At 66.8% G+C, this 13,814-nt stretch carries 12 protein-coding genes; 11 read left to right on the forward strand and 1 reads right to left on the reverse strand.

The annotated features are described in order from the left end of the window. Nucleotides 1-13: 13 nt before the first annotated feature. From G154_RS15535 to G154_RS15585, 11 genes are all read left to right on the forward strand, one after another. A complete protein-coding gene (locus tag G154_RS15535; RefSeq protein WP_019510022.1) occupies nt 14-1,567 on the forward strand; it encodes an adenylate/guanylate cyclase domain-containing protein in 1,554 nt (517 codons plus the stop codon). Continuing rightward, complete coding sequence (locus G154_RS15540; protein WP_019510021.1) at nt 1,564-2,964, forward strand: mechanosensitive ion channel domain-containing protein; 1,401 nt, start codon at nt 1,564-1,566, stop codon at nt 2,962-2,964. Before G154_RS15535 ends, G154_RS15540 begins: the two co-directional genes overlap by 4 nt. 186 nt (nt 2,965-3,150) lie before the next feature. Next, on the forward strand, nt 3,151-4,146 hold the full coding sequence (locus tag G154_RS15545; RefSeq protein ID WP_019510020.1) for an esterase family protein: 996 nt from the start codon (nt 3,151-3,153) through the stop codon (nt 4,144-4,146). Between the two features lie 206 nt (nt 4,147-4,352). Beyond that, a complete protein-coding gene (locus G154_RS15550; RefSeq protein WP_019510019.1) occupies nt 4,353-5,015 on the forward strand; it encodes a VC0807 family protein in 663 nt (220 codons plus the stop codon). A gap of 66 nt (nt 5,016-5,081) precedes the next feature. After that, nucleotides 5,082-7,412 carry an endopeptidase La gene (gene lon, locus G154_RS15555; protein WP_019510018.1) on the forward strand — a complete coding sequence of 777 codons (2,331 nt, stop codon included), beginning with the start codon at nt 5,082-5,084 and terminating at the stop codon, nt 7,410-7,412. Between the two features lie 108 nt (nt 7,413-7,520). Continuing rightward, nucleotides 7,521-8,537 carry an LLM class flavin-dependent oxidoreductase gene (locus tag G154_RS15560; protein ID WP_019510017.1) on the forward strand — a complete coding sequence of 339 codons (1,017 nt, stop codon included), beginning with the start codon at nt 7,521-7,523 and terminating at the stop codon, nt 8,535-8,537. Nucleotides 8,538-8,539: 2 nt separating this feature from the next. Next, nucleotides 8,540-9,007: an OsmC family protein gene (locus tag G154_RS15565; protein WP_023985844.1), complete on the forward strand. Its 468-nt coding sequence runs from the start codon at nt 8,540-8,542 to the stop codon at nt 9,005-9,007. Nucleotides 9,008-9,053: 46 nt separating this feature from the next. Next, on the forward strand, nt 9,054-9,377 hold the full coding sequence (locus tag G154_RS15570; protein ID WP_019510015.1) for a TfoX/Sxy family protein: 324 nt from the start codon (nt 9,054-9,056) through the stop codon (nt 9,375-9,377). 40 nt (nt 9,378-9,417) lie between these two features. Then, on the forward strand, nt 9,418-10,071 hold the full coding sequence (locus G154_RS15575; RefSeq protein ID WP_019510014.1) for a hypothetical protein: 654 nt from the start codon (nt 9,418-9,420) through the stop codon (nt 10,069-10,071). Further along, a complete protein-coding gene (locus tag G154_RS15580) occupies nt 10,068-11,300 on the forward strand; it encodes an NAD(P)/FAD-dependent oxidoreductase (protein ID WP_019510013.1) in 1,233 nt (410 codons plus the stop codon). Before G154_RS15575 ends, G154_RS15580 begins: the two co-directional genes overlap by 4 nt. Nucleotides 11,301-11,330: 30 nt before the next feature. Beyond that, on the forward strand, nt 11,331-12,320 hold the full coding sequence (locus G154_RS15585) for a malate dehydrogenase (protein WP_023985845.1): 990 nt from the start codon (nt 11,331-11,333) through the stop codon (nt 12,318-12,320). A gap of 1 nt (nt 12,321) precedes the next feature. On the opposite strand, the gene G154_RS15590 is transcribed toward G154_RS15585, so the two are convergent. Continuing rightward, the gene (locus tag G154_RS15590; protein WP_019510011.1) at nt 12,322-13,797 is read right to left on the reverse strand and encodes an acetyl-CoA acetyltransferase; all 1,476 of its coding nucleotides are present in this window, start codon (nt 13,795-13,797) and stop codon (nt 12,322-12,324) included. Between the last annotated feature and the right edge of the window lie 17 nt (nt 13,798-13,814).

The following is a 13,814-nucleotide window of genomic DNA, read 5'->3' on the forward strand; positions in this document are numbered from 1 at the left end:
CTTCCGGCAGATAGTGCACCGATTTCGGTTCGAGGACGCCCTGCTTCTCGACACCCGCGGCAATGTCGTCTACACCGCCTACAAAGGGCCGGATCTGGGGACCAACATTCTGACCGGACCCTACCGGGACGGCCAGCTCACCGAAGCCTATCGGGACACGCTGGAGTCCAACGTGGTCGACTACGTCGGGGTCACCGACTTCGCCTACTATCAGCCGACTGCCGAGCCCACGGCCTGGTTCATGTCGCCGATCGGTTCCGGTGGGCAGATCGACGGGGTGCTGGCATTGCAGTTCCCCACCATCGGCGTCAACCGCGTCATGACGATGGACCGCCAATGGGAGCAGGCCGGTATGGGTAGTACCGGTGAAACGTTCCTGGTCGGTCCGGACGGCACCATGCGCTCGAACTCACGCCTGTTCGAGGAGGACCGCGACGCGTTCCGAGAGCGCGTGGTGCAGGCCGGAACACCGCCGGATGTCGCCGACCGGTCGCTGCGCAACAACACCAACGTCCTGATCCAGCCAGTCGAGGACGAGGCCACCCGTCGTGCCAAACGCGGGCAAACCGGAACCATCGTCGAAACCGATTACCTGGGTAACGAATCCCTGCAGGCCTACGGACCGGTAAACCTACCGGGCCTGGACTGGGTGATGGTCGCCAATATCGACACCTCCGAGGCGTTCGCCCCAGTTGCCACGTTCACCCGGACGTTGGTGCTCTCGACAGCGGCCATCGTTTTCATCGTCTCCATCGCCTCGATGTTGCTGGCGCGCTTGTTCACCCGACCTATCCGCAGGCTAGAGGCCGGGGCCCGCCAGATCAGTTCCGGTGACTACGGCGTCACCGTACCTGTGCAGTCCAGGGATGAGTTCGGTGATCTGACGGTCGCCTTCAACGCGATGAGCCGCAATCTGGCCATCAAGGAAGACCTTCTCAACGAACAGCGCAGGGAGAACGACCGCTTGTTGTTGTCGCTGATGCCCGAGCCGGTCGCCGCGCGCTACCGCGACGGGGAGGAGACCATCGCCCAGGACCATCAGGACGTCACGGTGATCTTCGCCGGCATCGCCGGTCTCGACGAGCTGTCCGCCGAACTCAGCGCCGACGAGGATCTGTCCTTGGTCAACAACCTGATCCGCCAGTTCGACGCGGCCGCAGAGGATCTCGGCGTAGAAAAGGTGCGCACGCTGCACAACGGCTATCTCGCGAGTTGCGGGCTGACCACGCCCAGATTGGACAATGTGCGCCGCACCGTGGACTTCGCCGTCGAGATGTCTCGTATCGTCGACAGGTTCAACGCCGAGACCGGGCACAGTTTGACCGTGCGTGCCGGTATCGACACCGGCACGGTCACCAGCGGGCTGATCGGCAAATCGAGCCTGGCCTATGACATGTGGGGCGACACCGTGGATCTCGCCAACAGCATGCAGAGCGGATCGTCGCGGCCCGGGATCTACGTCACGGCAAGGGTCCACGACGTGATGCGGGAGAGCCGCAGCTTCGTCGCGGTGGAAGACAGCGCCATCGGCGAGCCGGTGTGGCGCTTGACCGAGCAACGCTCGTGAACGGACTGTTCGACGCCCCGTGGTTCTTGTGGGCCGTCGGGGTGTCAGTCGGCCTGCCGGTCGCGTTGGTGGCGCTCACCGAGTTGCGCAACGCGCTGGCCCGGCGGGGCAGCGCGCTCACCCCCGCGGTCGGCCTGGTACGCAACTATGTGGTGCCGATCGGGGCACTGTTACTACTGCTCACCGAGGCCACCGAGATATCGGCCGAAGCCACCGGTGTGCGCATCATCGCCACCGTGTTCGGCTTCGTGGTCCTGATCCTGCTGTTGTCAGGGTTCAATGCCGCGTTGTTCCAGGACGCCCCCGAAGGCTCCTGGCGCCAGCGCATTCCGTCGATCTTCCTCGACGTAGCGCGCCTTGCGCTGATCGCGGTCGGTCTGGCAATGATCCTCTCCTTCGTGTGGGGCGCCAATGTCGGCGGCTTGTTCACCGCGCTGGGCGTCACCTCGATCGTGCTGGGTCTCGCGCTGCAGAACTCGGTCGGCCAGATCGTCTCCGGCCTGCTGCTGTTGTTCGAACAACCCTTCAAGCTCGGCGACTGGCTGGACACCCCCTCCGCGCGGGGCCGCATCGTCGAGGTCAATTGGCGGGCCACTCACGTGGACACCGGTGGTGGCGGGCTGCAGATCATGCCCAACTCGGTTCTGGCCGCCGCATCGTTCACCAATCTGAGCCGGCCGCCAGGCCAGCACAGCATCTCGGTCGTCAGCGTGTTCAGCACCGAGGACGCGCCCGACGAAGTCTGCGCGATGCTCACCGAAGTGGCCGCGACGCTGCCGCAGCTACGTAGCGGAGCCCATCCGAAAGCCGTGCCCATCGGTGGACTGGAGTACCGCACCTCGATCCCGGTGCGCAGCCCCGCCGATGACGGCGCGGCCAAGGCGACGTTCCTGCGCTGGGTCTGGTATGCCTCCCGGCGTGCGGGGTTGCATCTCGACGAGCGCACCGACGAGTTCAGTACCCCCGCGCGCGTCGGTGAGGCATTACAGGCCGTCGCCGCCTCCCTGCGCCTGCATCGCAGCGAGCTGGACGGGATCGTCGAGCACGCCCGGATAACGCGGTATGGGGCCGATGAACTGGTGCAGTCCCGCGGGCAGGTCCCCCACCAGATGTCGTTCATCCTCGATGGCCGGGTGCAGTTGTACGCGCCACGCGCAGATGGCGTCGTCGTCGCGGTCGCCACGCTGGAACAGGGCGACTTCCTGGGCCAGACGACACTGACCCGGGAACCTGTTCGTGCCGACGCCCGCGCCCTCGAAGAGGTGGCCGTCCTGCAGATCGGACGCAGCCACGTCGAGGACCTCGTGATGCGAAATCCCTTGTTGCTGCAGGAGATTGGACGAATCATCGAGGATCGACGGATAAGCATGCGTGACGCCTTGGCGACGGCCGACTGACCCTGCCCGGGGGCCACCCTCGGACTGTGCGACGTTCCGGGTCTCGACGCCGAGTCGGAATCGTTGCCCAACCGCGATACACCACGCCGCGCTGGTACGCGTGTGACGCAAGTGGCCCGTGTTGAACTACCCATCGAAGAAAGCAACGGCGATTGCTTGAAGACGAAAGGTGGGTTGGTTGCCGTTATGAAGACCATCAGGAAAATCCGTGGCGGTTGGCTCCGCAGACTGGCGGTGGTTGCCGCATCGATGCTGGCGCTGCCCGGGCTGATCGGTTTCGCCGGGGGTTCGGCGACTGCTGGTGCGTTCTCGCGGCCCGGGCTGCCCGTCGAGTACCTCGACGTGTTCTCCCAGGCGATGAACCGCAACATCCGGGTGCAGTTCCAGGGCGGTGGGCCGCACGCGGTGTACCTGCTCGACGGCCTGCGCGCCCAGGACGACTACAACGGCTGGGACATCAACACCCCGGCATTCGAGTGGTACTACCAGTCCGGTCTGTCCACCATCATGCCGGTCGGCGGCCAGTCCAGCTTCTACGCCGACTGGTACCAGCCCTCGAAGGGCAACGGGCAGAACTACACCTACAAGTGGGAGACCTTCCTGACCCAGGAGCTGCCCACCTACCTGGAGACCGTCAAGGGCGTGTCGCGCACCGGCAACGCCGTGGTCGGCCTGTCGATGGCCGGTAGCGCATCGCTGAACTACGCGATCCACCACCCGCAGCAGTTCATCTATGCCGCATCGCTTTCCGGCTTCCTCAACCCGTCCGAGGGTTGGTGGCCGATGCTGATCGGGCTGGCCATGAACGATGCCGGCGGCTTCAATGCCGAGAGCATGTGGGGCCCGTCCTCGGACCCGGCGTGGAAGCGCAACGACCCGATGGTCAACATCAACCAGCTGGTGGCCAACAACACCCGCGTCTGGATCTACTGCGGTACCGGCACCCCGTCGGACCTCGACGTCGGCGCCAACACCGGCAACCTGATGGCCGCGCAGTTCCTGGAGGGCTTCACCCTGCGGACCAACGTCAGCTTCCGGGACAAGTACGTCGCGGCCGGTGGGACCAACGGGGTGTTCAACTTCCCGTCACAGGGCACCCACAGCTGGGGCTACTGGGGCCAGCAGCTTCAGATGATGAAGCCTGATATCCAGCGCGTGTTGGGAGCCCAGGCCGTCGCATGATGACGGACTGACCCGACACACCAAAGACCCAGGGAGCCTGCCGTACCCCCCGAACGGCAGGCTCCCTGCTTTGTGTCTGTTCACGAGAGTGACGTTTCTGCGCTATCCATGGCCTGGATAGCGCAGAAACGTCACTCTCACGGCTATGTGGCGCGGCTCAGGGACGTTGACAGCCGATAGTCAGAATCGCCATCTAGCATCTGCGCGTGACCCCTGTTCTGCGCGGCATGCTGCTCGACATCGCCCCGCCGCTGGTCGCCTACTACGGGTTGCGCGCCGCGGGGGTGTCCGAATACCTGGCCCTGCTCACCGCGACGCTGCTGGCCGGAGCCAAGGTCGGCTACGACGCGATCCGCGCGCGCCGGTTGGACCCGTTCGCCGGCTACCTGATGCTCAACTTCGGCCTGAGCCTGGCCGTCGGCCTGGCGACATCGGATGCCCGGATGCTGATGGTCGGCGACACCCTGGTCGGCGGCATCGGCGCGCTGATCTTCCTCGGCAGCTGTGTCCTCGGTAAGCCCTTGACCCAGGTTGTCGCCGAACGGGTGCAACCGGACGACGCGCCGGAGTCGGCGGATACCGGGGCCGCGGCCGTCCGGCGACGCATCCACGTCCTGCTCTCCGCGATGTGGGGTGTCGGGTTGCTGGTCGGCACGGGGCTGAGCCTGGGCATCATCTATTCGTTCTCGGTCGACGTCGGCAAGGGCCTCAACACGGCGGTGTCGCTCATCGTCATCGGGATTCTGACGCTGCTGACGATCGTCATCGCCAAACGGGCCCGGGCGCGAGGGCAGCGCATGGACGAGTCGGCGGTGCCGTCGGCCGATCCCCCGGCACCGCCACCCCGGTGTTCGCCCTCAGCGCAGTGACCGTGCGCCGGGAACAACCGCAGACCGCTCCGGGTTGAGTGCATCAGAATCAACTTTGGAGGATTGATGTCTGAAGCCATCACAGTCCCGGTCCTGTTCGTCAGCGAGCCCATCGTGCTGCCCGGCATGGTGGTGCCCATCGAGCTCGACGACGCTGCCCGTGCCGCGGTCGACGCCGCGCAGGCCAGCGAGACCGGCAAGCTGCTCATCGCACCGCGCCTGGATGACCGCTACCCCACCTACGGGGTGCTCGCCTCGATCGTGCAGGTGGGCCGGGTTCCCGGCGGCGGCGCGGCCGCCGTCGTCAAGGGCGAGACCCGCGCACACATCGGCTCCGGCACCACCGGACCCGGCGCCGCGCTGTGGGTCGAGGTCGAGCCGATCGCCGAGGCGGAGGTCTCCATCGAGACCACAGCCCTGGCCGGCGAGTACAAGAAGCTGCTGCTGGCGATGCTGCAACGCCGCGAGGCATGGCAGATCGTTGACGTCGTCAACAAGATCAGCGACCCGTCCGCGCTGGCCGACACAGCCGGCTACGCCTCGTACCTGAGCGATGTGCAGAAGCGTGAACTGCTGGAGACCTCCGATGTCGAGCGTCGGCTCCGTCTGTTGATCGATTGGACCGGCGAGCACCTGGCCGAGGTCGAGGTCAACGACAAGATCGCCGAGGACGTCCGGGCCGGGATGGACAAGCAGCAGAAGGAGTTCCTGCTGCGCCAGCAGTTGGCCGCGATCCGCAAGGAACTGGGCGAGCTGGGTCCCGACGGCCAGGAGGGTGAGGACGATTACCGGGCCCGCGTGGAGGCCGCCGAGCTGCCGGAGAAGGTCCGCGAGGCCACGCTGCGCGAGGTCGGCAAGCTGGAACGCTCCAGCGATCAGAGCCCCGAAGGCGGCTGGATCCGCACCTGGCTGGACACCGTGCTGGACCTGCCGTGGAACGTCACGACCGAGGACTCGGCCGACCTGAAAGCGGCCCGCGAGATCCTCGACGCCGATCACCACGGTCTGGAGGACGTCAAGGACCGCATCGTCGAATACCTGGCGGTGCGGGCGCGGCGCGCCCAACGCAACATGTCCGTCGTCGGCGGGCGTGGCTCCGGTGCCGTCATGGTGCTGGCCGGCCCGCCCGGGGTCGGCAAGACCTCGCTGGGTGAATCCGTGGCACGGGCCCTGGGCCGCAAGTTCGTTCGCGTCGCCCTGGGCGGCGTGCGCGACGAGGCCGAGATCCGCGGGCACCGGCGCACCTATGTCGGTGCGCTGCCCGGCCGGATCGTGCGGGCCATCGGCGAGGCCGGTTCGATGAATCCCGTCGTGCTGCTCGACGAGATCGACAAGGTGGGCTCGGACTACCGCGGCGACCCGTCCTCGGCGCTGCTCGAGGTGTTGGACCCGGCGCAGAACCACACGTTCCGCGACCACTACCTGGAGCTGGACCTGGACCTGTCCGATGTGGTGTTCCTGGCGACGGCCAACGTCATCGAGAACATCCCGTCGGCGCTGTTGGACCGCATGGAGCTGATCCAGATCGACGGTTACACCGAGGACGACAAGGTGGCGATCGCGCGGGATTTCCTGCTGCCCCGACAGGCCGAACGCGCGGCGTTGACCCCCGAGGAGGTCACGCTGACTGACGCGGCATTGCGCAAGATCGCCGCCGACTACACCCGCGAACCGGGCGTGCGGCAGTTCGAGCGGCTGCTGGCCAAGGCGCTGCGCAAGGTCACGACCAAGCTGGCCGCCGACCCGTCGGCGATCACCGTCGACGAGCCGGATCTCGTTGAGTACCTGGGCCGTCCGCGGTTCACTCCGGACTCCGACGAGCGAACCGCGGTGCCGGGTGTGGCGACGGGTCTGGCCGTGACGGGACTCGGTGGCGATGTGCTCTATATCGAGGCGGGTGCGGTCGATGCCGAACCGGGTCTCAAGCTGACCGGTCAGCTGGGCGACGTCATGAAGGAGTCGGCGCAGATCGCGCTGTCCTACGTGCGTGCCCATGCCGAGCAGCTCGGCGTCGACCCGAAGGCGCTGGACCGGCAGATTCACGTGCACGTGCCCGCGGGAGCGGTGCCCAAGGATGGTCCGTCGGCCGGTGTGACGATGGTGACCGCGTTGGTCTCCATGGCGACCGGGCGGCAGGTCCGCGGTGACGTGGGCATGACCGGCGAGGTCACGCTGAACGGCCGGGTGCTGCCCATCGGTGGTGTCAAGCAGAAACTGCTTGCCGCACAACGGGCCGGGCTGAAGACCGTCTTCATCCCGCAGCGCAACGAACCCGATCTCGACGAGGTCCCCGAGGAAGTTCTGGCCGCGCTCGACGTCCGGCCGATGACCGATGTCGCCGAGATCGTCGCGCTGGCGCTGGAGCCGGCCGCCGAGGCCGTCACTGCGGCTGCCTGATTTCCCGCGAGCAGACGCAAACTCGCGCATTTCCCTGGAAATAGTGCAAGTTTGCGTTCCCCCGCAAGCGGGAGGTGCCCCCAGCTCGCCATAGAGAGGTGACCACCCATGCCCCGACGCGGTGAACCGCTGCGCAAGCTCGGATTCCTGACCATCGGTCGGTTCGACGCCGCCGATCCGCGGCCCGGGCTGGAAGAGACCCTGCAAGTCGTCGAGCTCGCCGAACAGCTCGGGTTCGACAGCGTCTGGCTGCGGTGTCGGCATCTACAACCTGGCATCTCCTCACCGGTCGCGATCATGGCGGCCGCCACCCAGCGCACCTCCCGCATCGAACTCGGCACCGCGGTGATTCCGCTGGGTCTGGAAAACCCGCTTCGCCTGGCCGAAGACCTGGCCACCGTCGACCTGCTGTCCGGTGGTCGTATCAATCCCGGTGTCTCGGTCGGTACCCCGATGCTCTACGACCACTACAAGGCGGCGCTGTACCCGAGCACCCATGACACCGAGGATTTCTCGAAGGAGCGCGTGTTGCGCCTGGTGCGTGCGTTGCGCGGTGACCCGGTCAGCGACTTCTCCGGCACCCTCGGCATCGAACAATTCACCGACCACGTCCAACCGCACTCCCCTGGACTGGTGGAACGGATCTGGTATGGGGGTGGCCGGGATTCGGCCGTCTGGGCCGGCCGCCACGGCCTGAACTACCTGACCAGCTCCGTTGTCTCGATCGAGGGAACCGATTCCAGGGACTTCGCCACCATCCAGGCCGAGCACATCGACGCTTACCGGGCCGTCCACACCGGAAACCCAAGGGTGTCACAAGGTTTGGTGGTCATTCCGACCGACAGCGCCACCGATGAACAGGTGCGCCGCTATCGGAACTACGCCGCGAGTCGCTTCGAACGCACCAAGGAACCTCAAGGTCCGCGGGGGATGCTGTTCTCGCCCGATTACGTCGGCCCCTCCAGCGAACTCGCCGAACTGCTCTATGAGCACGCCGGATTTCAGCGCGCCGACGAGGTGACCTTCGCACTACCGTTCACCTTTGCGTCGGCCGACTACACCCAGATCATCAGCGACCTGGCTGCCCACCTGGGACCGGCGCTCGGGTGGACCCCTACCGTATGAGCATGGCCGGCAAGACACACAGCTACGAATTGGACATCACCTGGACCGGGAACACCGGAACCGGCACCAGCGGCTACCGCGCATACGAGCGCGCCCATGACATCAGTGGGGCCGGCAAGCCGACGATCCCCGGCAGCGCGGATCCGTCCTTCCGCGGTGACCCGCAGCGGTGGAATCCAGAGGAGCTGCTGGTCGCATCGCTGTCCCAATGCCACATGCTGTGGTTTCTCGGGCTATGCGCTCAGGAGGGCATCGTCGTCACTGGGTACACCGATCATCCGTCGGGCACAATGACCGAAACCGAGGATGGTGGTGGGCATTTCACCGAGGTGGTGCTGCGGCCGGAGGTCCGGGTGGATGATCCCCGACACCTGGATGCGTTGTCGGCGATCCATGAGCGGGCCCATCACCTGTGCTTCATCGCGAACTCTGTCAATTTCGACGTCCGCTGTGAGCCCGGTACTGCTTAGAATCTCGGCATGACAGACCTGACCATCCGGGCGGACCTGGACTGACATGGCCTACGACCTGCATCTGGCAGAGCGCGTGCGGGAGCTTGTCGGCGGGGCCGATGAGCGGCGGATGTTCGGTGGGCTGGCCTTCCTGGTGAACGGGCACATGGCCGTCTGCGTATCCGGTCAGGGCGGGCTGATGGTGCGGGTGCCCGCCGAAGACACCGGTGCCCTGCTCGGCCGCGAGCATGTCGAGCCGATGGTGATGTCGGGGCGCGAGGTCCGTGGCTGGATCCGGGTGTCGACCGCCGGTGTTTCCGATACACGCAGGCTGCAATCCTGGGTGGGTCGCGGGATCGCGCACGCGAGGTCGCTGCCCCCGAAGTAGCCGACGTTTGTGCCGGACCGCCCTGGGTACCTCAACACCGATGTCTGATTCGCAGAACAGGGCCGAGCGGCTGATCCAGCAGGCGGGTACGACGTATGCCGAACAAGCCGGCATCACGCTCAAGGACACCCCCGCCCCGCTGTTCCAGTTGCTGACGCTGGCGATGCTCGCCAGCAAGCCCATCGGCTCCGATATCGCCACCGCCGCCGCCCGCGAACTCCACACCGCGGGCCTGCGCACACCGGATTCGGTGTTGGATTCCGACCGACGGACGATGATCGACTGTTTCGGCCGGGCACACTACGCCCGCTACGACGAGAGCTCGGCGACCCGGTTGACCGAACTCGCGACCCGGGTCCGCGAGCACTACTGCGGGGACCTCCGCACGCTCGCCGAAAACTCGGGCCACGACGTGGCGACGACGAAACGCCAACTGCAGGAGTTCAAAGGCATCGGGCCGACGGGCGCGGACATCTTCCTGCGCGAGGTGCAGGTCGTGTGGCCCTGGGTGCGGCCCTACTTCGACGACCGCGCGATCGAGGCCGCACGCGGGCTGGGTCTGCCCCACGATCCGGATGGCCTGCACCGCCTGGCACCGCGCAGGTCGGCCCGGCTGGCCGCCGCCCTGGTGCGGGTTTCCCTCGACGACGAATTACGCGCCACCCTCGTAACCGCAACCACGGAGCAGACATGACCACACCAAGCTATCTGATCATCGGCGGCGGACTGGCCGGCGCAAAGGCCGCCGAAGCGTTGCGCGACAACGACTTCGACGGGAGCATCATCCTTTTCGGTGCCGAATCCGCGCTGCCCTACGAGCGTCCGCCGCTGTCCAAGGACTACCTGCTCGGCAAGGCTGCACCGCCCGATTTCACCGTGCACGACGCGGATTGGTTTCGAGAACACGATGTGCAGTTGCGGTTGGGTACCGAGGTCAGCACCATCGACCCGGCCGCACATGCCGTCGGGTTCGACGAAGGCCGGCATGAGCATTACGACAAACTGTTGTTGGCCACCGGATCACGGCCGCGCCGGTTGGAGATCCCGGGCGCCGATGCCGATGGTGTGTATGTACTGCGCACGGTCGCCGATGCCGATGCCCTGCTGTCGGCGCTGCAGCACGGACAGCGACTGGCCATCATCGGCGCGGGCTGGATAGGCCTGGAGGTCGCCGCGGCAGCGCGGTCCCGTGATCTTGCCGTCACCGTCGTCGAGAACGCTGACTTGCCGCTGCTGAAGGCGCTCGGCCCGGAGAACGCCAAGGTGTTCGCCGGCCTGCACACCGGGCACGGCGTCGACTTCCGGTTCGGCGCGACCGTCGAGGGCATCACCACCACTGCCGGTGGACCGGCCTCCGGAGTGCTCCTGGGCGACGGTTCCACGGTCGCGGCCGACGCCGTGCTGATTGCGGTGGGCGCGCAACCGAATCTCGAACTGGCCGAACGCGCGGGTCTGGACATCGCCGACGGTGGGCTCGCGGTCGATGCGTCGCTGCGCACAAGCGACGTGGACATCTACGCCGTCGGCGATATTGTCGCAGCACAGCATCCGCTGTACGGCACCAGGATTCGCACCGAGCACTGGGCCAATGCCAAGAAACAACCCGCCGTGGCCGTCGCAGGGATGCTCGGCAAGCCGGGCGTCTATGACGAGCTGCCCTACTTCTACACCGACCAGTACGACCTCGGTATGGAGTACGTTGGTCACGCACCGGACTACGAGGCTGTGATCTTCCGCGGCGATGTCGACGGTCGCGAGTACACCTCGTTCTGGCTGGACGAGAAGGACCGCGTGCTGGCCGGGATGAACGTCAACATCTGGGAGGGCCTGGATGACATCAAGGCCCTCATCCGATCCGGCACGAAGATCGACCGGCAGAGGCTGGCCGATCCGTCGGTGCCACTCGCGGAGTTGTCCGACTGACCGCGCAGAGGCGCGATTAGGGTGGTCGGCATGTCCCCCACCCCCGTCACCGTCGCCGTCACCGGCGCCGCGGGCCAGATCGGCTACGCGGCGTTGTTCCGGATCGCCGCAGGTGCGATGCTCGGTCATGACACACCGGTTACGCTGCGGCTGCTGGAACTACCCGATGCGGTGCGTGCCGCCGAGGGTGTGGTGATGGAGCTCGACGACGGTGCGTTCCCACTGCTGGCAGGCACCGAGATCTACGACAACCCGGTGCGGGGATTCGACGGAGTCGACGTCGCGCTGCTCATCGGCGCCCGGCCACGGACCAAGGGCATGGAACGCGCCGACCTACTCGGCGCCAACGCGCAGATCTTCGCCAACGCCGGTGCGGCGCTCAATGCCGGCGCGTCCGACGATGTGCGGGTGCTCGTCGTCGGAAACCCCGCGAACACCAACGCCCTGGTGGCATCGGCGCACGCACCCGATATCCCGCGTGACCGATTCACCGCGCTGACCCGTCTCGATCACAACCGGGCCGTCGCCGCGATGGCAAGGCATGCGCGGGTGCCGGTCACCGAGATCAGCCGGATGACCATCTGGGGCAACCACTCCCCGACGCAGTACCCCGATATCTTCCACGCCGTGGTGGGTGGCCGGTCCGGTGCCGACTATGCCGCCGACACCCATTGGCTTGCCGACGATTTCATCCCGACGGTGGCTCGTCGCGGCACCGCGATCATCGAAGCACGCGGCGCCAGCTCGGCGGCCTCGGCCGCCAACGGAGCCATCGACCATATCGACGACTGGGTCCACGGCACCCCGGCCGACGACTGGACTTCCGTGGCACTGCCGTCGCCGGGCGCCTACGGCGTCGACGAAGGTCTGGTGTCCTCGTTCCCGTGCCGGTCGGTCGGCGGCCGCTGGGAGATCATCGAGGGACTCGACGTCAACGCGTTCTCCCGCGCCAGGATCGACGCCTCGGTGGCCGAACTACGCGAGGAGCGCGACGCCGTGGCGGCACTGGGCCTGCTGTAGGTCAGCCCAGCGTCGCCGTGCCGTCGGCGCGCACGGTGACCTTCGCCCCGGCGATGTCCTCGTCCACGCTGGCCCGCGCCTCGGAGCGATCGGTGAGCACCGCCAGTGTGCGCGTGTCAGCGGGGGTGCGCACTGCCAGGAACGCCTTCTCCGGTTCGCCCTCACGATCGAACGGCGTCGTCCACGTCTCCACCGTGCCGACGCCGGACCACTCGACCTCGGCGGCCCGGGTGGGTTCGGCGTCCACCTTCTGCTGCACGTCCTCCCAACGGAATTCGTGGCTCGGCGGCTCGGTCCCGTACACCCCGAAGCTGTGCTTGGTGAGATAGCCACCGTTGGCGGTGATCAGGCCCCGACTGCCCGGTTCGGCGATCAGCCGCTCGGCCATCGTCGCGATCGAATGTGTCACGTAGTTGTTCCACGGTCCGCCGGCGAAGGTCAGCCCGCCGGTCACGGTCAGCGGCCGGCGCGGGTCATCGAGAGCCAGTCCGAGTTCGTTGGCCGCGACCTGCACCGCCGACGGGAAGCACGAATAGACGTCGACCAACGCGATATCGGCGAGATCGGTCTGCGCCAGTTCCAGCGCGGTCAGTCCCCCGATCCGAATAGCAGGTGAGCCATGGAACTCGGCGCGGTGGCTGATCTCGTAGGTGTCGTGCGCGTCGGTGCCGGCGTACGGGAAAACCCAACGCTCGGTGGGTATCTGGAGATAGGTGGCCTTCTCCGCGGACATCAGGATCAGGGCGGCACCCTGATCGACCATATTGTTCGAGTTCATCAGCTTGGTGTAGGGCGTGCTGATCATCCGGTTCTTCGGTCCCGGGTTGGCAATCTCCTCGGCGGACAGCGGCTCCCGGTTCCAGGCGTGCGGGTTGGTCGCCGCGACCGCGCTGAAGCGTGACCACAGTTCGCCGATCCGTCGCTGGTGCTCGACTGGTGCGGCGCCGGCGGCGATGCGCAAGGCCTGCTCGAACATCGGGTACACGAACGACGGCCGGTCCAGATGGATGCGCAGCTCGCCGGGGCCGGCAAGCGCGAACTCCTCATCGGAGCCCGGCGCGAGCGGCACCGACTCGTCCTGCTTTGTGCCGGTGAGCTTTTCACCGCGGGCCCGCAACCGGGTTCGGCTGCGCCACGTTTCACCGCCGCTGATCAGGACCACATCGTTGCGCCCCTGCTGGATGTCGAGGCACGCCTGGTTGACCAGCGACTGCGGCACGTTGCCACCGATCGGGGTGTAGCGGGTGGCCGCCGAGGCCGCCCCGATGCGCTGCGCCAACAGCAGACCGGGATCGCGGTACCGCCAGGACAGCAGGTTGACGATCCGTACCGAGTCGACGGCGGCCAGCACGCGCGGGTCGGCGGCGGCGCGAGCGGCGGCCTCCATGAGGTCGACGGGCTCGGTCGTCGCGCTCTCCTCGCGCTGGTTGGTCTGGCCGAAACCGACGAGCACCGGGGTCCTGGGATCAATGGTCATGCGTGCATTCCTCTCCA

It is taken from the genome of Mycobacterium sp. VKM Ac-1816D (genome assembly GCF_000416385.1).
GTDB classification, from domain to species: domain Bacteria; phylum Actinomycetota; class Actinomycetes; order Mycobacteriales; family Mycobacteriaceae; genus Mycobacterium; species Mycobacterium neoaurum_A.

What these genes read in the sequence shown, in the direction of transcription:
- G154_RS15545 (WP_019510020.1), top strand. Translation starts at nt 3,151, where the DNA reads ATGAAGACCATCAGGAAAATCCGTGGCGGTTGGCTCCGCAGACTGGCG.
- lon (WP_019510018.1), top strand. Translation starts at nt 5,082, where the DNA reads ATGTCTGAAGCCATCACAGTCCCGGTCCTGTTCGTCAGCGAGCCCATC.
- G154_RS15560 (WP_019510017.1), top strand. Translation starts at nt 7,521, where the DNA reads ATGCCCCGACGCGGTGAACCGCTGCGCAAGCTCGGATTCCTGACCATC.
- G154_RS15565 (WP_023985844.1), top strand. Translation starts at nt 8,540, where the DNA reads ATGGCCGGCAAGACACACAGCTACGAATTGGACATCACCTGGACCGGG.
- G154_RS15570 (WP_019510015.1), top strand. Translation starts at nt 9,054, where the DNA reads ATGGCCTACGACCTGCATCTGGCAGAGCGCGTGCGGGAGCTTGTCGGC.
- G154_RS15575 (WP_019510014.1), top strand. Translation starts at nt 9,418, where the DNA reads ATGTCTGATTCGCAGAACAGGGCCGAGCGGCTGATCCAGCAGGCGGGT.
- G154_RS15580 (WP_019510013.1), top strand. Translation starts at nt 10,068, where the DNA reads ATGACCACACCAAGCTATCTGATCATCGGCGGCGGACTGGCCGGCGCA.
- G154_RS15585 (WP_023985845.1), top strand. Translation starts at nt 11,331, where the DNA reads ATGTCCCCCACCCCCGTCACCGTCGCCGTCACCGGCGCCGCGGGCCAG.
- G154_RS15590 (WP_019510011.1), bottom strand. Translation starts at nt 13,797, where the DNA reads ATGACCATTGATCCCAGGACCCCGGTGCTCGTCGGTTTCGGCCAGACC.